The 19603-nt window shown below is 54.8% G+C and carries 8 protein-coding genes and 4 rRNA genes; 9 read left to right on the top strand and 3 right to left on the bottom strand.

The features are described from left to right. Nucleotides 1-11 precede the first annotated feature (11 nt). The 4 genes from rlmN to F5897_RS03150 all read left to right on the top strand — a co-directional run bounded on the left by rlmN (nucleotide 12) and on the right by F5897_RS03150 (nucleotide 5015). A complete protein-coding gene (rlmN, locus tag F5897_RS03165) occupies nucleotides 12-1475 on the top strand; it encodes a dual-specificity RNA methyltransferase RlmN (RefSeq protein WP_246332218.1) in 1464 nt (487 codons plus the stop codon). 7 nt (nucleotides 1476-1482) lie between these two features. After that, entirely contained in the window at nucleotides 1483-2433 is a 951-nt protein-coding gene (locus tag F5897_RS03160) for a LysR family transcriptional regulator (protein WP_124825082.1), read from the top strand. Between the two features lie 76 nt (nucleotides 2434-2509). Continuing rightward, nucleotides 2510-4024, top strand: a complete 1515-nt coding sequence (gene gltX, locus F5897_RS03155; protein ID WP_183304435.1) for a glutamate--tRNA ligase — start codon at nucleotides 2510-2512, stop codon at nucleotides 4022-4024. A gap of 40 nt (nucleotides 4025-4064) precedes the next feature. Next, nucleotides 4065-5015, top strand: coding sequence for an NAD(P)/FAD-dependent oxidoreductase (locus F5897_RS03150; RefSeq protein ID WP_183304434.1), 951 nt, complete (start codon nucleotides 4065-4067; stop codon nucleotides 5013-5015). Between the two features lie 76 nt (nucleotides 5016-5091). Here F5897_RS03150 and tgt read toward each other — a convergent pair whose 3' ends face one another. Together tgt and F5897_RS03140 are read right to left on the bottom strand one after the other, a co-directional pair. Next, nucleotides 5092-6414, bottom strand: a complete 1323-nt coding sequence (tgt, locus tag F5897_RS03145; RefSeq protein ID WP_183304433.1) for a tRNA guanosine(34) transglycosylase Tgt — start codon at nucleotides 6412-6414, stop codon at nucleotides 5092-5094. Between the two features lie 66 nt (nucleotides 6415-6480). Continuing rightward, nucleotides 6481-7080 (bottom strand): 1-acyl-sn-glycerol-3-phosphate acyltransferase, encoded by a 600-nt coding sequence (locus tag F5897_RS03140; RefSeq protein ID WP_183304432.1) that lies wholly within the window; start codon nucleotides 7078-7080, stop codon nucleotides 6481-6483. 552 nt (nucleotides 7081-7632) lie between these two features. Here F5897_RS03140 and F5897_RS03135 point away from each other — a divergent pair. From F5897_RS03135 to F5897_RS03120, 4 genes are all read left to right on the top strand, one after another. Continuing rightward, nucleotides 7633-9155 (top strand): 16S ribosomal RNA (locus F5897_RS03135). A gap of 459 nt (nucleotides 9156-9614) precedes the next feature. Further along, nucleotides 9615-12727 (top strand): 23S ribosomal RNA (locus F5897_RS03130). A gap of 170 nt (nucleotides 12728-12897) precedes the next feature. Beyond that, nucleotides 12898-13014: ribosomal RNA gene (gene rrf / locus F5897_RS03125) — 5S ribosomal RNA — on the top strand. Together the 16S, 23S and 5S rRNA genes form the textbook arrangement of a ribosomal RNA operon. A 553-nt stretch (nucleotides 13015-13567) precedes the next feature. Then, nucleotides 13568-15928 (top strand): hypothetical protein, encoded by a 2361-nt coding sequence (locus F5897_RS03120; RefSeq protein ID WP_183304431.1) that lies wholly within the window; start codon nucleotides 13568-13570, stop codon nucleotides 15926-15928. On the opposite strand, the gene F5897_RS03115 is transcribed toward F5897_RS03120, so the two are convergent. Beyond that, the gene (locus F5897_RS03115) at nucleotides 15925-17352 is read right to left on the bottom strand and encodes a hypothetical protein (protein ID WP_183304430.1); all 1428 of its coding nucleotides are present in this window, start codon (nucleotides 17350-17352) and stop codon (nucleotides 15925-15927) included. The genes F5897_RS03120 and F5897_RS03115 overlap by 4 nt on opposite strands. Nucleotides 17353-17842: 490 nt before the next feature. Between F5897_RS03115 and F5897_RS03110 the strand changes: the two genes are divergently transcribed. Continuing rightward, nucleotides 17843-19365, top strand: a 16S ribosomal RNA gene (locus F5897_RS03110). Nucleotides 19366-19603 lie beyond the last annotated feature (238 nt).

Here is a 19603-nt window from a genome sequence, read left to right as displayed (position 1 = left end):
AGTAGAAAATTATGGATCCGAGCAAACTTAACCATGACACCCCTGGGGTGCGATATGTCCAGGGCGAGCTGCGCCAGACTAAAAAGCGCACCCGCACTGCGCTAACCGGGGCAGAGCGGGAAGCGATGCTTGCCAAAATGGCGCAGCGGCAACCAGCTGCTAAAGCCGCCGCCAAAACCGCTGCTGCGCGGCAGCCTGGCGGGCGCACAGCCGGGGTGCGCCCAACCCCCGCGGGGGAAGCCGCACGCCCGCAGATCCGCCCCCAGACAGAAGGGTGGAAGCAGCTGACCAACCCGGACGGTCGCCCAACTCTGCAGTTCGCCGAGCCAAAGGTTAAACAGCCGCCGCAACACCTTGCAGACCTCACCCCGGAAGAGCGGGGAGCAAAGCTGAAAGAACTGGGCTTTCCGGCATTTCGTGCAAAACAGTTAGCAACGCACTACTTCACCCACTACACCAGTGATCCAGCGAAAATGACTGATCTGCCGAAGCAGGGCCGTGAAGAGTTGGTTGCCGCAATGCTGCCACCGCTTTTGACAGAGGTGAAACGCCTCGTCACAGACGACGGCGCGACCGTCAAGTTCCTGTGGCGCCTGTTCGACGGGGCGCTCGTGGAGTCGGTGCTGATGCGTTACCCGGGCCGCATCACCCTGTGCGTGTCTTCAGAGTGCGGCTGCGGCATGAACTGTCCATTCTGCGCCACAGGGCAGGCGGGTCTAACCCGCAACATGAGCACCGCTGAGATTGTGGATCAGGTGGTGCAGGCCAATCGCATCATCGCCGAGGGCGGCCTCGGTCACGGGCGGCAGGCCGGAGGAGGCACCGATCCGGAGCGCGTCACTAACATCGTATTTATGGGCATGGGTGAGCCGCTCGCGAATTACAAACGGGTGATGCAGGCGGTGCGCACCATGATTGCGCCGGCTCCGGCAGGGCTGGGGATGAGCGCTCGTGGTATCACTGTGTCGACAGTGGGCCTGGCTCCGGCGATCAGAAAGCTCGCGAAAGAGGAGCTCCCGATTACTTTTGCGTTGAGTTTGCACGCTCCAGATGATGAGCTGCGCGATGATTTGATTCCTGTTAATAGCCGATGGAAAGTCGATGAGGTGCTTGACGCGGCGAAGGGATATTTTGATGCGACAGGGCGCCGAGTTTCGATTGAGTATGCGCTGATTAAAGACATGAACGATCACGCCTGGCGTGCTGATTTACTCGCCGAGAAACTTAATCAGCGCGGTAAGGGTTGGGTGCACGTGAATCCGATCCCGCTCAACCCCACTCCGGGCTCAATTTGGACCAGCTCAGAGCCGGAGGTGATGGCAGAATTTGTGCGGCGGATCAACGCAGCGGGGATCCCCACCACCCTGCGAGACACGCGCGGCAAAGAAATTGATGGTGCCTGTGGACAGCTGGTGGCAACAGAAGCAGATAAGCAGGCTGCGCTGGAGATAGCCGCGGCAACAGCTGTGAAGTAAGGTGGAGATGCAAATGGTTGAGCTGCAGCATTTACCAAACATTGATGTTACAGATTTGCGGATTTTGCACTCTTTGGAGTGCTGCGGTTCAATCGCCGGCGTCGGGGAGCAGCTGGGGATTAGTCAACCCGCGATTAGCCAGCGTATTAAGCGGCTGGAGGAACGGCTCGAAATGCCGCTGAGCGAGCGCGCAGGGCGCACAGTGCGTTTGACTCCGGCCGGAAAAATTCTCGCGGCGAGCGGGGAGCGCGTGGTGGCGGAGTTCGCGAGCGCCTTTGACAAAATCGCTGCGCTGCGAGACGATAAGGGCGGTTTTCTGCGACTTGTCGGGTTCCCATCAGCATCAGCCACCGTGGTGCCGGAGATGATGCGTGTGATGCGACAGCTGGCTCCGGGCGTGACGCTGCAGTACCGGGAGTCGGAGCCTCCCGGAGCACTAGAGCTGCTGCGCGCCGGGGAAGTTGATTGCGCGTTGATTTTTGATTACCAAAACACGGTGCCGCTGCCCGCGGGCGCAGAGTTTTTGCCGCTGTGGCAGGAAGAGCTGCGCTTAGTTGCTGCCGCCGATGATCCGCGTATCGGTGCGAAACAGACGGCACAGCTGCGCCGGTTCCGCCAGGACCACTGGATCGCAGGCTGCGAAAAATGCCGCGGCAATCTGATGACTGCCGCAGCTGAAGAAGATTTTGTGCCCGATGTGGTGCAGGAAACAGATAACATCCCGGCGATGGTGGCGATGGTTGCCGCTGGTGGTGCGGTGGCCTTGGTGCCGCAGCTGGCGCTTGCGGGAATGCGGCTGCTGCCACCGGAAGCGCAGGCGGTGCCGCTTGATCCGCCGCGGCGCCGCACCATCGGTCTTGCTTTTATGCACACCACGCACCAGAACCCCGCGGTGCGTTTGGCACGAGCGTTAGCGGCGCAGGTGGATCCGGCGCCCTGGCAGCTGCGCGCGGTGTAGTGTCGCGTCGCGTAACTGCGCAATCGCTGGCGTTTGTAGTGTGATTTCCAGCAGCTTTCGATAAAATGAACGAGTTATGGCTACACAGATTGAACCTCGTTTTTCTACCGCTACCGGCAGCGACGTCCGTGTGCGTTTTTGCCCGTCTCCAACTGGCACTCCACACGTGGGGATGGTGCGCACCGCCCTTTTTAACTGGGCCTATGCGCGCCACACTGGCGGCACTTTTGTTTTCCGTATCGAAGACACCGATGCTGAGCGCGACAGTGAAGAAAGCTACGGTCAGATTCTAGACTCCCTGCGCTGGCTCGGCTTGAACTGGGACGAGGGTATCGATGTTGGTGGCCCGCACGAGCCTTACCGCCAGTCACAGCGTGGCGAGATTTACGCCGAGGTTATCGCGAAACTGCAGGAGGCAGGTTACCTGTACGAGAGCTTCTCAACTCCGGAGGAGATTGAGGCGCGCAACATCGCAAACGGTCGCCCGAAGCAGCTCGGCTACGACAACTTCGATCGCGATCTCACCGCTGACCAGAAAGCCGCTTTCCTTGCTGAAGGGCGGCAGCCGGCGCTGCGATTCCGGGTGCCTGACGTTGACCTTTCTTTCACCGACCTGGTGCGTGGCGACATCACCTTCCCTGCTGGCTCGACGATTGACTTTGTGGTGGTACGGCCAAACGGTAAACCGCTCTACACCCTGGTAAATCCTGTTGATGATGCTTTGATGGGCATCACCCACGTGCTGCGCGGCGAAGACTTGCTGAGCTCCACCCCGCGCCAGATTGCGCTGTACCACGCTTTGATTGAGATTGGAATTTGCAAAGAAATTCCGCGCTTCGGGCATCTGCCGTATGTGATGGGTGAGGGTAACAAGAAGCTGTCTAAGCGTGATCCAGAGTCAAATCTGCTGCATCACCGCGACCGTGGTTTCATCCCAGAGGGTCTGCTGAACTACCTGTCGCTGCTGGGCTGGTCTTTGGCGCCCGACCGCGATGTGTTCACTGTTGACGAGCTCACCGCGGCGTTCGATGTTGAGAATGTTAATCCGAACCCGGCACGTTTTGACCAGAAGAAAGCCGATTCGATTAACGCGGACCATATTCGGATGCTCGCGCCGGAAGATTTCGAAGAGCGCATCCTGCCTTACCTGATTACCGCTCACGCGCTGCCACTGGAGCCAACTGCTGAGCAGCGGGCTACGCTGCGTGCTGCTGTGCCGTTGGTGCAGAGCCGGGTAACCGTGCTGAGTGAGGTTGTGGGGATGCTGAGCTTCCTGTTTATCCCTGCCGACAAGGTGGTGTACGAGGAGGATGCATTGCGGGCACTGGCTGATAACGCCGGCGAAGTGGTTGCCGCGAGCCGCGACGCTCTGCAGCAGGTGTCTGCGTGGCAAACCGAGAACATCCAGCAGGCGTTGTCGCAGACTTTGGTTGAGGGTATGGGCATTAAGCCACGTTTTGCTTTTACCCCGTTGCGGGTTGCGGTGTCTGGGCGTCGCGTCTCACCGCCGCTGTTTGAGTCGATGGAATTGCTCGGTAAGGCAGAGACGATGCTGCGTTTGGAGCGCTTTGCGCAGCAGCTTGACAGCTAGCGGTGGCACTGAATCAGTCAGTGGATAAACTGCAATAAATATGGTTGCTGCAGGGTCAGAGTCGGAATCACACACAGCGCTTTATGACGCTGTGGTGATTGGCGCTGGCCCTGCCGGCCTCTCGTGTGCCTTAAATCTGGTGCGTGCGCACGCGCGGGTGTTGCTGGTTGATGCTAATCGGCCGCGGCACGCGGCCACTTTGCAGTCGCACGGGTTTTTGACTCGCGATGGTGTGGCACCGGCGCAGCTCAGGCAGCAGGGCCGGGAAGAGGTACTGGCTTACCCCACGGCATCGTACGTCATGGGGGCGGTGACGGCGGTGACCCCCGCCACCGGCACGGTTATCGACAGCTCCGCAGGCACACCGCCAGAGCCGGCAGCCGCCTTGGGTTTCGCCGTCACGGTCGCCCCGGTGCGCGGCAGCGGTGATCCACAAATTTATCATGCCAGGCGCATCGTAATCGCTACTGGTATTCAGGAGCGGTTGCCTGACATCACTAACCTGCGGGCCTACTATGGCACCGCGCTGCACAGCTGCGTGGTGTGTGACGGCTACGAGAAAACCGGACAACCCGTGGTGCTATTGCCGCATCCGCAGTGCTCTGAGCAGCAGCTTGATGTTGTACAGCAACTGTTGCGTCGATTCAGCCCGGAGGTGCTGGTGGTACGCGATGCCGTCGAAATTGTCGGGGAGCGAGCGCAAATGCAAGGGGTGCGACGCAGCGCAGGTGAGGTCTTGCCGGTAACGCAGGGTTTTGTGCTGCCGCTAACCACCGTGCAGGCGCCTTATCTTGCGCAGTTCGGGGTGCCAGCAGCGTGTCCGCAGGGCCTTGCCGCTTGGGGTGTGGATCAGCCCGCCGAGCTCAGCAACATCGGCATCCCCGGGATTTACGCAGTTGGCGAAGCGCTCACCGGCGAGCCGCAACAGCTGGTGGTGGCGGCTGGCAGCGGTGCTGCGCTGGTGCCGGAGCTCTTGTTATCGCTAAGCTAGCGGCTGTTGCTGACTTAGTTACCACTGCTTCCTAGCTGCCGCCGCTGACTTTTTTGCTACCGCTACCGGAGCAGCTTTAGGCGGAGATTTTTGCGAGCACCTCGCGGGCATATTCGGGGCTGTAGTAGTTGCCCAAAAAGTCTTCTGCGTACTCTAGATAGTTACCGTCAATAATCGCCTGCCGTGCGTCATCTACCGCTTTCACGATGAAGCGCTCGTTGTGAATCGTCGCGAGGGTTGAGCCCAGCATTTCTTTCGCCTTAAACAGGTGATGCAGATAGGCGGCATCGTAGTTTTGGCAGGTGTAGCAGTCGCAGTACGGGTCAAGCGGCTCAAACTTGGTGCGCTGTGCTGCGGCTTTGGCGTTGATTCTGCCGCGTTTACTGTACATGGTTGCGCCGCGCGCCTGCCGGCTTGGAGCCACACAGTCGAAGGTGTCGGCGCCGGCGGCAATCCCGAGAATCAGATCATCAGGTTCAGAGATACCGAGCAGGTGTCGCGGTTTATTGTCCGGCAGTTCATCTGTCATCCACGACACGATTTCGCCGAGTTTTTGCTTTTCAATCGCGCCGCCCAAGCCAAAACCGTCGAAGCTCTGCTCGGGGTGCTGGGCTCCGGTCATTGCCGCCAGCTCACTTGCCGCGCCGCGCCTGAGGTCTTCATACTGGGCACCTTGAATCACCCCAAACAGTGCTTGGTAGGGGCGGTGAAAACGAGCTGCGGTTTGCCGGGCATGCTCATCAAGGCAGCGGACCGCCCACCGTGCGGTGCGCCGCACCGAAGCCTCTTGGTAAGGGCGGGTGTTCAGCAGCGTCGTGAGCTCGTCGAAGGCAAAAATGATGTCGGCGCCGATTTCGTGCTGCACCTGCATCGACACCTCGGGTGTGAAGCGATGAGTAGCGCCGTTAAGAAACGACTTAAAGGTGACACCATCCTCATCGACTTTCGCGAGCCGCTCTTTTTTCTTGGCAATTACTTCGCTGGAGGCGTGTGCGGCCTCATCCATCGAGAGCACTTTTTTAAACCCTGCGCCGAGGCTCATCACCTGAAATCCACCGGAATCGGTGAAGGTCGGCCCGTCCCAGTTCATAAATTTTCCGAGCCCGCCGGCCTGATCTAAAATCTTGCTGCCAGGCTGTAGGAAGAGGTGATAGGCGTTTGCCAGCACCGCTTGTCCGCCGAGTTCGCGTACTGTGTGTGGCAGCAGCCCCTTCACTGTGGCTTTGGTGCCTACCGGAATAAACGCGGGGGTTTGAATTTCGCCGTGCGGGGTGTGGATCACGCCCGCCCGCCCGAGTGGTCTGCCGGTTTTTTGGCCGTAGACGCTGCCGGCTTCTAGTTTCGCGGTTTCGGTGAAGCTGAAGTCTTGTGGTGATGGGAGTGTCTTGTCTGCTGACATACTGCCTGTGTGCTTTCTGCTGAATCTATTGGGTTCGGCGCGTGAATCTAGTAGGTTTAGTGTCTTCTACCGTGTTTCTTCGCGCAGGTAGGGCTCGGTGCGGCGCTCCGGATGAATACCCGACTTGTCTTTGTAAAACGCACGAATTTCGTCCATGTCTGCTTTTACGTCACCGGTGAGGGTGATGGTTTTGCCGAGTCCTGCGGTGCGGGTGGTTTTGTCGATGTAGCCGAGCGTTACCGGCATGTCTGCAGCCCGCGCGATACGGTAAAAGCCGCTCTTCCAGCCGTCGCCGCGGCGGGTGCCTTCAGGGGTGATTACCAGCGCAAAATCTTTCTCGGTTTTTGCCGTGGTGATGATTTGCCGCACCAGCCCTGCAGGGTTTTTGCGGTCGACGGGAATGCCGCCGAGGCGCTTTAGCAGGCCAGCAGCCCACTTTGGAAACATTTCTTTTTTCCCGAGCCAGTGCATTTTGATATCAAGCTCCCAAGCTACCGCGAGCATCAGCACGAAATCCCAGTTCGAGGTGTGCGGTGCGCCGATAAAAATCCGCGAGCCGTGCAGCTCTGTTGGCGGGTGCACGTGGCGATAGGGGGAGATGCCCCACACCAGTTTCGCGAGGAGGCGTTTTAGCGTGCGCGTAAAATTGCGGCTCAGTTTAGACATTCTTTTTTTGCTCTATCCGGGTTGTGCCCTAAATGCCAGATTGTGCGGCAGGGGGTGTGGATCAGACCGCCGGCGGGCGGCCCATAGTGCTATCTATTTTGCCCTATTGCAGCTGTAAAGTTATTTAGCAGTGGTGGATCACCCCGCCGCCAGCTGCCTAGCCGCCGCTGCTCACTGCCCCGACACGCCCGGGTGTTTTGGTGGTTTGCGTCTGTGTTGGTAACTGCGTAAAGTAGTTCCTTGTCAGCACGACGGAGGGCGGCGCCAGGGACATGGTTTTTGGGTGGCCGCTGTTTTTGTGTGTTGGTTTTCCTGCGGGTTTCGGAGGTGCCTTGGTTGGTGCGGGTACGGGGCTTGTCTGGTCTTTGAGAACTCAATAGTGTGCACTTGATTGTTAAATGCCAAATTATTTTTATCCTCGTAACTGGCCTTTTGGTTGGTTTGGATTCTTTTTTTTGGTGGACAATTCTGGATATGATGTCAGAATCGTTTGCTTGGATTGAACTCTGGTGCTGCCTGGTCTTATTCCGGCTGGGTGGTGCTGTTTTGTTTTTGTTGGAGAGTTTGATCCTGGCTCAGGACGAACGCTGGCGGCGTGCTTAACACATGCAAGTCGAACGATGAAGCCTAGCTTGCTGGGTGGATTAGTGGCGAACGGGTGAGTAACACGTGAGTAACCTGCCCCTTACTCTGGGATAAGCGCTGGAAACGGCGTCTAATACTGGATATTACCTTTCATCGCATGGTGTTTGGTGGAAAGATTTTTCGGTTTGGGATGGACTCGCGGCCTATCAGCTTGATGGTGAGGTAGTGGCTCACCATGGCGACGACGGGTAGCCGGCCTGAGAGGGTGACCGGCCACACTGGGACTGAGACACGGCCCAGACTCCTACGGGAGGCAGCAGTGGGGAATATTGCACAATGGGCGCAAGCCTGATGCAGCAACGCCGCGTGAGGGATGACGGCCTTCGGGTTGTAAACCTCTTTTAGTAGGGAAGAAGCGTAAGTGACGGTACCTACAGAAAAAGCACCGGCTAACTACGTGCCAGCAGCCGCGGTAATACGTAGGGTGCAAGCGTTGTCCGGAATTATTGGGCGTAAAGAGCTCGTAGGCGGTTTGTCGCGTCTGCTGTGAAATCCTAAGGCTCAACCTTAGACTTGCAGTGGGTACGGGCAGGCTTGAGTGCGGTAGGGGAGATTGGAATTCCTGGTGTAGCGGTGGAATGCGCAGATATCAGGAGGAACACCGATGGCGAAGGCAGATCTCTGGGCCGCTACTGACGCTGAGGAGCGAAAGCATGGGGAGCGAACAGGATTAGATACCCTGGTAGTCCATGCCGTAAACGTTGGGAACTAGATGTAGGGGCTGTTCCACGGCTTCTGTGTCGACGCTAACGCATTAAGTTCCCCGCCTGGGGAGTACGGCCGCAAGGCTAAAACTCAAAGGAATTGACGGGGGCCCGCACAAGCGGCGGAGCATGCGGATTAATTCGATGCAACGCGAAGAACCTTACCAAGGCTTGACATATGGAAGAACACTCTAGAGATAGAGGACTCTTTGGACACTTTCATACAGGTGGTGCATGGTTGTCGTCAGCTCGTGTCGTGAGATGTTCGGTTAAGTCCGGCAACGAGCGCAACCCTTGTCCTATGTTGCCAGCACTTCGGGTGGGGACTCATGGGATACTGCCGTGGTTAACACGGAGGAAGGTGGGGATGACGTCAAATCATCATGCCCCTTATGTCTTGGGCTTCACGCATGCTACAATGGCCGGTACAAAGGGCTGCGATACCGTAAGGTGGAGCGAATCCCAAAAAGCCGGTCTCAGTTCGGATTGGGGTCTGCAACTCGACCCCATGAAGTCGGAGTCGCTAGTAATCGCAGATCAGCAACGCTGCGGTGAATACGTTCCCGGGCCTTGTACACACCGCCCGTCAAGTCATGAAAGTCGGTAACACCCGAAGCCGGTGGCCTAACCATTTTTTGGGGGGAGCTGTCGAAGGTGGGACTGGTGATTAGGACTAAGTCGTAACAAGGTAGCCGTACCGGAAGGTGCGGCTGGATCACCTCCTTTCTAAGGAGTATTTTTTGCACTGGTTTCGTGAGCGTGGGTCTTACGGCTGGTGTTTGGGTGGAACATTTAGCAAGAAAACTTTTCGTGCTGTGCTGTCTGGTTAGTACGCTGCCTGTTTTGGTGGTTGGAGGGCTGGCTGGTGTTGGTGTGTTTGGTTGCGGGTGCATGCTGTTGGGGTTCTGGGAGACCAGGGCTTGGCTGGTGGGCCCTTTTTTGGGGTTTGTTGGTTTGGTTCGGGTTTTCTTACGCTCCTTTGCTGGGCTGCTGTTTTTGGTGGTTTGGTGTTGGGTGTGTTTGTACGTTGGAAACTACACAGTGGACGCGAGCATCTAGAATGACGCGAGCAATTTTTTTTTGGGCCTTTTTGGGGTTTGAAGGGTTTTGTTTGTGTTGTTTTATTTACTTATGGTCTAGATGAATGAAACAGTTTTTGTTTTGTTTGTTTTGATGTGATTTTGTTTGCAAGTTCTTAAGAGCGAACGGTGGATGCCTTGGCATCTGGAGCCGAAGAAGGACGTAGTAATCTGCGATAAGCCTCGGGGAGTTGATAAACGAGCGTTATATCCGAGGATTTCCGAATGGGGAAACCCAGCAGGCGCCTATATGGTTGCTTGTTACTCCCGCCTGAATATATAGGGCGGGTAGAGGGAACGTGGGGAAGTGAAACATCTCAGTACCCACAGGAAGAGAAAACAACATGTGATTCCGGGAGTAGTGGCGAGCGAAACTGGATGAGGCTAAACCGTGCGTGTGTGATACTCGGTAGGGGTTGCACGTGCGGGGTTGTGGGACATGCTTGATTGTTCTACCGGACTTTCAGCGTATGTTGTGCGTATAGGAGAACACCTTGGAAGGGGTGACCGGAGTGGGTGAGAGTCCCGTATCTGAAATGCGTGCGCAGCGTGGTGTGTATCCCGAGTAGCGCGGGGCCCGTGAAATCCCGTGTGAATCTGCCAGGACCACCTGGTAAGCCTAAATACTACCAGATGACCGATAGCGGACTAGTACCGTGAGGGAAAGGTGAAAAGTACCCCGGGAGGGGAGTGAAATAGTACCTGAAACCGTTTGCTTACAATCCGTCAGAGCCTCCTTGTAGGGGTGATGGCGTGCCTTTTGAAGAATGAGCCTGCGAGTTAGCGGCATGTGGCGAGGTTAACCCGTGTGGGGTAGCCGTAGCGAAAGCGAGTCTGAATAGGGCGATTTGAGTCGCGTGTCCTAGACCCGAAGCGAAGTGATCTAGCCATGGCCAGGCTGAAGCACGTGTAAGAGCGTGTGGAGGGCCGAACCCACTTAGGTTGAAAACTGAGGGGATGAGCTGTGGTTAGGGGTGAAAGGCCAATCAAACTTCGTGATAGCTGGTTCTCTCCGAAATGCATTTAGGTGCAGCGTTATGTGTTTCTTGCCGGAGGTAGAGCTACTGGATGGCCGATGGGCCCTACAAGGTTACTGACGTCAGCTAAACTCCGAATGCCGGTAAGTGAGAGCGTAGCAGTGAGACTGCGGGGGATAATCTTCGTAGTCGAGAGGGAAACAACCCAGATCATCATCTAAGGTCCCAAAGCGTGTGCTAAGTGGAAAAGGATGTGGAGTTGCTTAGACAACCAGGAGGTTGGCTTAGAAGCAGCCACCCTTGAAAGAGTGCGTAATAGCTCACTGGTCAAGTGATTCCGCGCCGATAATGTAACGGGGCTCAAGCACACCACCGAAGATATGGCAATCAACAGTTAGACTAGCATTTTGTGTTCAGTTTGTTGGTTGGGTAGGAGAGCGTCGTGTCACGAGTGAAGCAGCAGAGTGATCTAGTTGTGGATGTGACACGAGTGAGAATGCAGGCATGAGTAGCGAAAGACGGGTGAGAAACCCGTCCTCCGGAAGACCAAGGGTTCCAGGGTCAAGCTAATCTGCCCTGGGTAAGTCGGGACCTAAGGCGAGGCCGACAGGCGTAGTCGATGGACAACGGGTTGATATTCCCGTACCGGCTGGTAACCGTTCAACACAATCCATTAAGTGCTAAGAAAATTTTTCCTGGTTTACTTCCTTTCGGGGTTGTTTACTGGGTGTGTTTTCGAACCCGGTTTTGGTGCGTGAGCGTGAGGTGTGACGCAGGAAGGTAGGTAATCCCGGGCGATGGTTGTCCCGGGCTAAGCATGTAGCCTGTTCCTTATTAATAGTTTGGGACATTGGGTGAGATGTGATGGGGAGCCGTTTTGGTGAAGTTACTGATCCTATGCTGCCGAGAAAAGCATCGGCGTGAGGTTGCTGGTTGCCCGTACCCCAAACCGACTCAGGTGGTCAGGTAGAGAATACTAAGGAGATCGAGATAATCGTGGTGAAGGAACTCGGCAAAATGCCCCCGTAACTTAGGGAGAAGGGGGGCCATCCGCTTATACCCACTTGCTGGGGAAAGGGTGTGGTGGCCGCAGAGACCAGTGGGAAGCGACTGTTTACTAAAAACACAGGTCCGTGCTAACAAGCAATTGGATGTATACGGACTGACGCCTGCCCGGTGCTGGAAGGTTAAGAGGAGAGGTTAACACTTTGGTGTGAAGCTTTGAATTTAAGCCCCAGTAAACGGCGGTGGTAACTATAACCATCCTAAGGTAGCGAAATTCCTTGTCGGGTAAGTTCCGACCTGCACGAATGGCGTAACGACTTCCCAGCTGTCTCCACCGCGAACTCGGCGAAATTGCATTACGAGTAAAGATGCTCGTTACGCGCAGCAGGACGGAAAGACCCCGTGACCTTTACTACAGCTTGGTATTGGTGTTCGGTGTGGCTTGTGTAGGATAGGTGGGAGACTTTGAAGCAGTAACGCCAGTTATTGTGGAGTCGTTGTTGAAATACCACTCTGGTCACTCTGGATATCTAACTACGGACCCTGATCGGGTTCTGGGACAGTGCCTGGTGGGTAGTTTAACTGGGGCGGTTGCCTCCCAAAAAGTAACGGAGGCGCTCAAAGGTTCCCTCAACCTGGTTGGCAATCAGGTGGCGAGTGTAAGTGCACAAGGGAGCTTGACTGTGAGACTGACAGGTCGAGCAGGTACGAAAGTAGGAACTAGTGATCCGGCAGTGGCTTGTGGAAGCGCTGTCGCTCAACGGATAAAAGGTACCTCGGGGATAACAGGCTGATCTTGCCCAAGAGTCCATATCGACGGCATGGTTTGGCACCTCGATGTCGGCTCGTCGCATCCTGGGGCTGGAGTTGGTCCCAAGGGTTGGGCTGTTCGCCCATTAAAGCGGTACGCGAGCTGGGTTTAGAACGTCGTGAGACAGTTCGGTCCCTATCCGCTGCGTGCGTTGGAAATTTGAGAGGATCTGGCCCTAGTACGAGAGGACCGGGTTGGACGGACCTCTGGTGTGCCAGTTGTACCGCCAGGTGCATGGCTGGTTGGCTACGTTCGGGATGGATAACCGCTGAAGGCATCTAAGCGGGAAGCCGGCCTCAAGATGAGATTTCCTTACCAACTTGTTTGGTGTGAGGTCCCCTACAGACTATGGGGTTGATAGGCCAGATGTGGAAGCACAGTAATGTGTGGAGCTGACTGGTACTAATAGACCGAAGACTTGTAAACACCCAACCCTGGCAGGTGATCCTGTTAACGGGTGGGAGATAGAGAGTCATGTAAGTGTAACGATGTTCGCGTCTGCTTTGTGGTTTCGAACGTACAAGTTTGTGCGTGGCCACAACACGGCAACCAGTTCATGTTTCGTGGACCGGCTGGTTGTTGGTGGTTTATAGGTTTGCGGTGGTTATAGCGTCAGGGAAACGCCCGGTCACATTCCGAACCCGGAAGCTAAGGCTGACAGCGCCGATGGTACTGCACTCGGGAGGGTGTGGGAGAGTAGGACACCGCCGCAATAAAAATTAAAAAAGAGGGGGTTGCTCTGTGATGGAGCAGCCCCCTCTTCTTTTTTGTGTGTATACACGCATATACAGGCAACAACAACACAGCACAGAAAAACACCCCCCACACAAGGGAAGTGTAATCAAATAGACTCTACTCCTCCCCAAAATGCGCCCCATTGCGCAACCGGAAAATAGTTTTGAAGTTCTTTATTCGGGTGTATTCTGAAAGCAGCGGCGACAGTCACGCTATTGAGATACCGGTAAGATTCCAAGGCGGATGAGGGGGGGTATGGGCGTATTCCCTAAACAGCTTTGGCTCCTTAATGTTGCTTTGTTGATAGTCGGTGTGATGTTTCCGACAGTGCTCTTACTGGGGCGGGCTACAGAGAGCGTTGCGGCAGATATCATAGACAATAACTGGCGTGGTGAGTATGACATTCTGGTAACGCATCCTGATTTTGTGGCCGAGGTTTCCCCTGCAAACAATGATTTAGGTTTGCCGCTGGTGGAAAATAATTACGGCGCAGTAGTAGCACCCACACTCTCAGAGCGGCAAATCGAGCAGTTGCGCAGTATTCCGGAAATTGCGACCGTAGCCCCGGTAGGATACCTTGGCTCACAGATAGGAACAGAAAAATGGCTGGGCATCATAATTCCGTGGGAGGTGCTTCAGCCAGCACAGCGTATTGGGCTCACCTTTGAAATCGCTAGTAAATCGCACGACGGGGTTAGCTGGCGTTTAGATTATGCAACAGATGTTCTAGTTGAAATAGATTTAGCAAATTGGGACGGTGTATTAGGTGAAACAGCTGTGCCGCAATCCGCGTCAGAACACGGAATTGTTGTATCATACCCAGGCAGCACAATCAAGTACAGCGATAGTGCTATAACGCCGCAAGGTCTTTATGTTGCTTTATATCCGGTGCTGCTTTCTCACACCAGCATCGTAGCCGTGGATCCCGAGGCGGAAATGGACCTTTTGGGAGAAGCAGCCAGCTTTTTGCAACCTTTGCAGCAGGCTGAAAAGCTAATAACAGATTTAGAGGGTCTTAACGCTACGAAAATAGCCTCTCTAATTCCCGCAGAAAGCGATATCTTGCCGCCCGAATTCCTGCACTATCCGGGATTACGAGATTTTGAAAACGCGCCCGCAGTATGGGGTTTCTTTGGTGCAAATTCTGACCTTGTGCCGTATCTGAGATATGAAGACGCTCTGGCGCCACAAAGAATGACCATCAGTATTAGTCAACTGCAAGAGCAGGGCGCAGCCGCACTCTTGGAAGTAGGATCTACTGAAGTCGATTTACAAAAAATCGCACGCCCTTTTAGCGTTTTTAAATTACAAGCAGATTGGCCAGGGCAAGAGACAACTGATATTCCAGGTTTAGGGTACACCGTAGTTAACAAGTATGATGCGGTATCAATCAGTGGGTTAGAACTGCAGCAATATACAAAAGACGACGAAAAAACCGCCTTTAGGGTGATCCCTCATGGATTCAACGCGGGGGTGTTTGAGCTTCCAAATTATTCACCGACAGGCAGAATTCCGGGAGAAACCACAAAATACCGTGAAACTACGCCGCGTGAACTACAAATAGGAACGCCGCAGAAAAACGGCGCAGCACCGTTTGAAGCCGGAGTCTTTGACCGCGAAGCATTAAAAAAACTGGCACTGCAGGCGCCTCTTGGGTTATATGACGGTGCTGCGATTACTTTAGAGAATGGTGCAGTTTTGGAAACTAACCGGTTAGGTACCGGACTGGGGGTGTCCGCTCCTCATGTGATAGTATCACTGGATTCAGCTAAGAAATTCACCCCCGATGACTACGTTACTGCTGTGCGTATAAAAGTTGCCGGTTTAGACAATCTAACCCGCGAAGCAGCACAGCTACAGATAGATCTGGTGGCGAACCAAATTAGGTCATTAGGGTTCGGTGCAATGGTGGTCAGCGGCAGCAGCACACAAAGCATCGATATTTATGTGCCTGATTATGCTTTCGGAGTGACCGATCCGCTGCAGAATCAAACAGTTGCTGATTTGGGTTGGGTAACACAAAACTTTACAGTCACTGGATCAGATAATTGGACCTCCAGTACAATCAGTGAAGTCGCCTATTGGGTGAGTAATAGTTTGTTTGTGATTTTGCTATTGGGGCTGAGCATCGTAATCGTGTCGGTGCGGCCACAGCGTTTACGGCAGCAAAGCTTGCTGCGCAGCCTGGGATGGTCGTTTGGTCGACGTTTGAGATGGGGTCTCAGCGAGGTTTTTCCTGGGGTGGTTGTGATAGCTGCTGGTATTGTGGCAAGTATTTGTCTAGCTACAGCTGCTCAGCAGGGCGCGGTGATTGCGCTGAGCTGTCTCATTATTTTGTTAGTTTTGGGCAGTGTTCCCATGAAACCTGCTGTTTTAACTCCCGCAGCTAACGTACTTTGCAGCAGAAGAAAGATTTTCTTTTTGCTTGTTTTAGAAACAGCGGTTTGTGCAGTTGCAGCAGTGATTGCAGCAATCTTAGCGCAGCTAGCCAGATGGCTATGGAGCGTAGGCGCAACCATGTCACTGTCAAATGCAGTACTGCAAGCGCTGTTGCCGGTCGCTTTTCTGGCTAGCGGGGTGCTTTGCTTAATGCTAGGTCTGCAGTTATTCAGTAATCAAAACTTGCGGCAGATATTGTTTCTGCGAGTGCGGTTCTTTTACATGTATTTAGGGCAGTCGGTTAGAAGCATAATGTTGCGGTTGTTGGTGGTGGCCAGTGTCCAGATGATAGCAGCGAGTGTTGCTATCGCCGCACTGCTGTTGGCGTTAAAGCATTGGTATCAGCCTGATGCAACGTCTCTCGTTACCTTGGCGGTGTGCTGGTTTGCGTGGGTTCTAATGCTGATAAACAGGATATCGCAATTAAAACCGCAGCAGCTCGAACAGTATTAACGTGAATACACCGAGCTGGGTAAACCAATTATGTAGCTGTTAATTTCCGCGCCGCCGTAGTTGCTGGCGAAAATAATCCGACTGCCGTCACGTGAAATAGAGGCCTGTGGCTCGGCAAAATATGCTTCAGTCTCCGGTACTTTGGTGTGATCCACCATCGTATTTGCTACCGTAAGCTGTTGACCGTTCGCTTGCAGCTCAGCTAACCAGATGCGCCCGTACTCTGCCTGTGAATTATCAGGTGCGGCTGCTGCGCCGTAATCGCGCGTCGCTGCGTAGGTTGAAATCAGCACCCAGCCAGGGCGCCCAAATGCTTGCCCGCTAATGTGCACCGCATATGCCTCGCCGGGTGCCGGATACAGCGACCTGATACTAAAACTTTCGCCGGAAGTGATGTTGCGAGCTGTGATTGCGCCAGCCTGATAGTCGGCGTATACGAAGAAATCTTCCTGCGCTGGCCCCAGCGCGAGATCAGAGTGTTCGGAGCTTTGTGTGAGCTGCTGCGTCTCTTTAAAATCAGTGCTGTATGCGACTGTGCCGCCGTGCTCTGCAAGCCATGACACGACCGCGTATTTACCGCTGGGAGCGGTGCTGACGTGATCCGGCACTGCATGCGGTGTGGGGAAACTGGCAGCAGCAAGAGAGCCCACAAGTTTTTGTTGTTTGACATCGACCGTGAGCACTCCGTGCACAGTGACCCGCTGCGCCTGGCTGTCGTAGCTTGTCGCCATTAGCGTGAGAATGCCGCCATCGGCGCTGGCTGATCCCTCTCCACCTGTCCAGTAGGCAGTGGCTTGCGGCCACGGTGACAGCTCACTAAGGTCAAGCAGCTTTTGCTCCGCACCGGTGCTGACGTCTAGACTCATCCAGGATGTGCCGCCGTTGCGCGCTGTGTGCCACAGTATGTTGGGGTCATGCGGATGCCATAACGGCTCTGCATCACCGGTTAGCTGAGGGATGCGACCAAGATTTTCAAAAGTGACCGCGTCGTAGAGATACCATTCGCCGCGATTGTTCTGCGCCAGATAGTGGCTGCTATCGGCGTTGAAAGCCTGCCGGCGAGAATACTCGTGTCTTATTCGTGTGCTGTGCGGTGCGGTGTCTGCGCCTGCGGTGGCGCGGAACACCAGGGTGTGATGTGTCGCATCTGTGATGCCGTCAGTGAGGCCGGTGGCTTTCGCTGGGGGCTGTGCTGCGGCTGCAGTGACCTTGCCAAGTGGCTGTAGTCGGAAATCTGCAGGATACAGGCTGTCGAATGGGTTCGCGGTATGTGGGGTGGTGGATCCGCCTCCCGCAGCTTGCTGCTGCGTCGCCGTGGTGGTGACATTAGCATCGCTTGCAGTGGTGTGCGTTGTGCACGCTGTGGTGGCGATTATCATGCATCCTGCCACTGCGGTGCCTAATGCTCGCAATACCTGAGACATATACTGAGCCTAGAGCCTAAAGCTGGGAGTCTCATGGCGGCGGGTTCGCCGTCTGGGTGGTCGGAAACTCTTTCGACACGCCCGGGAAATCGGACTACTTGTGCGATATGCTGTTTAGGCGTAAAGTAAGTATCTGTTGCCGCACGGCGCCGGAAGCGCGGAAAAGGGCAACAATCTAAAACTTCAGGTTTTCAAATAAAGTTTGACGTTTGTTAGATTTTATGATGGAATTAAATCCCTAAAGTTTTCCTGCGGGTTTCGGAGGTGCCTTGGTTGGTGCGGGTACGGGGCTTGTCTGGTCTTTGAGAACTCAATAGTGTGCACTTGATTGTTAAATGCCAAATTATTTTTATCCTCGTAACTGGCCTTTTGGTTGGTTTGGATTCCTTTTTTTTGGTGGACAATTCTGGATATGATGTCAGAATCGTTTGCTTGGATTGAACTCTGGTGCTGCCTGGTCTTATTCCGGCTGGGTGGTGCTGTTTTGTTTTTGTTGGAGAGTTTGATCCTGGCTCAGGACGAACGCTGGCGGCGTGCTTAACACATGCAAGTCGAACGATGAAGCCTAGCTTGCTGGGTGGATTAGTGGCGAACGGGTGAGTAACACGTGAGTAACCTGCCCCTTACTCTGGGATAAGCGCTGGAAACGGCGTCTAATACTGGATATTACCTTTCATCGCATGGTGTTTGGTGGAAAGATTTTTCGGTTTGGGATGGACTCGCGGCCTATCAGCTTGATGGTGAGGTAGTGGCTCACCATGGCGACGACGGGTAGCCGGCCTGAGAGGGTGACCGGCCACACTGGGACTGAGACACGGCCCAGACTCCTACGGGAGGCAGCAGTGGGGAATATTGCACAATGGGCGCAAGCCTGATGCAGCAACGCCGCGTGAGGGATGACGGCCTTCGGGTTGTAAACCTCTTTTAGTAGGGAAGAAGCGTAAGTGACGGTACCTACAGAAAAAGCACCGGCTAACTACGTGCCAGCAGCCGCGGTAATACGTAGGGTGCAAGCGTTGTCCGGAATTATTGGGCGTAAAGAGCTCGTAGGCGGTTTGTCGCGTCTGCTGTGAAATCCTAAGGCTCAACCTTAGACTTGCAGTGGGTACGGGCAGGCTTGAGTGCGGTAGGGGAGATTGGAATTCCTGGTGTAGCGGTGGAATGCGCAGATATCAGGAGGAACACCGATGGCGAAGGCAGATCTCTGGGCCGCTACTGACGCTGAGGAGCGAAAGCATGGGGAGCGAACAGGATTAGATACCCTGGTAGTCCATGCCGTAAACGTTGGGAACTAGATGTAGGGGCTGTTCCACGGCTTCTGTGTCGACGCTAACGCATTAAGTTCCCCGCCTGGGGAGTACGGCCGCAAGGCTAAAACTCAAAGGAATTGACGGGGGCCCGCACAAGCGGCGGAGCATGCGGATTAATTCGATGCAACGCGAAGAACCTTACCAAGGCTTGACATATGGAAGAACACTCTAGAGATAGAGGACTCTTTGGACACTTTCATACAGGTGGTGCATGGTTGTCGTCAGCTCGTGTCGTGAGATGTTCGGTTAAGTCCGGCAACGAGCGCAACCCTTGTCCTATGTTGCCAGCACTTCGGGTGGGGACTCATGGGATACTGCCGTGGTTAACACGGAGGAAGGTGGGGATGACGTCAAATCATCATGCCCCTTATGTCTTGGGCTTCACGCATGCTACAATGGCCGGTACAAAGGGCTGCGATACCGTAAGGTGGAGCGAATCCCAAAAAGCCGGTCTCAGTTCGGATTGGGGTCTGCAACTCGACCCCATGAAGTCGGAGTCGCTAGTAATCGCAGATCAGCAACGCTGCGGTGAATACGTTCCCGGGCCTTGTACACACCGCCCGTCAAGTCATGAAAGTCGGTAACACCCGAAGCCGGTGGCCTAACCATTTTTTGGGGGGAGCTGTCGAAGGTGGGACTGGTGATTAGGACTAAGTCGTAACAAGGTAGCCGTACCGGAAGGTGCGGCTGGATCACCTCCTTTCTAAGGAGTATTTTTTGCACTGGTTTCGTGAGCGTGGGTCTTACGGCTGGTGTTTGGGTGGAACATTTAGCAAGAAAACTTTTCGTGCTGTGCTGTCTGGTTAGTACGCTGCCTGTTTTGGTGGTTGGAGGGCTGGCTGGTGTTGGTGTGTTTGGTTGCGGGTGCATGCTGTTGGGGTTCTGGGAGACCAGGGCTTGGCTGGTGGGCCCTTTTTTGGGGTTTGTTGGTTTGGTTCGGG

The sequence above is a fragment of the Canibacter oris genome (assembly GCF_014197205.1).
GTDB lineage: Bacteria > Actinomycetota > Actinomycetes > Actinomycetales > Microbacteriaceae > Canibacter > Canibacter oris.
This window is presented reverse-complemented; position numbering and strand designations above follow the sequence as displayed.

Excerpts from the sequence above, each read along its gene's own strand:
- tgt (WP_183304433.1), bottom strand. The coding sequence starts at position 6,414 with ATGTCAGCAGACAAGACACTCCCATCACCACAAGACTTCAGCTTCACC.
- F5897_RS03150 (WP_183304434.1), top strand. The coding sequence starts at position 4,065 with ATGGTTGCTGCAGGGTCAGAGTCGGAATCACACACAGCGCTTTATGAC.
- F5897_RS03115 (WP_183304430.1), bottom strand. The coding sequence starts at position 17,352 with ATGTCTCAGGTATTGCGAGCATTAGGCACCGCAGTGGCAGGATGCATG.
- rlmN (WP_246332218.1), top strand. The coding sequence starts at position 12 with ATGGATCCGAGCAAACTTAACCATGACACCCCTGGGGTGCGATATGTC.
- F5897_RS03160 (WP_124825082.1), top strand. The coding sequence starts at position 1,483 with ATGCAAATGGTTGAGCTGCAGCATTTACCAAACATTGATGTTACAGAT.
- F5897_RS03140 (WP_183304432.1), bottom strand. The coding sequence starts at position 7,080 with ATGTCTAAACTGAGCCGCAATTTTACGCGCACGCTAAAACGCCTCCTC.
- gltX (WP_183304435.1), top strand. The coding sequence starts at position 2,510 with ATGGCTACACAGATTGAACCTCGTTTTTCTACCGCTACCGGCAGCGAC.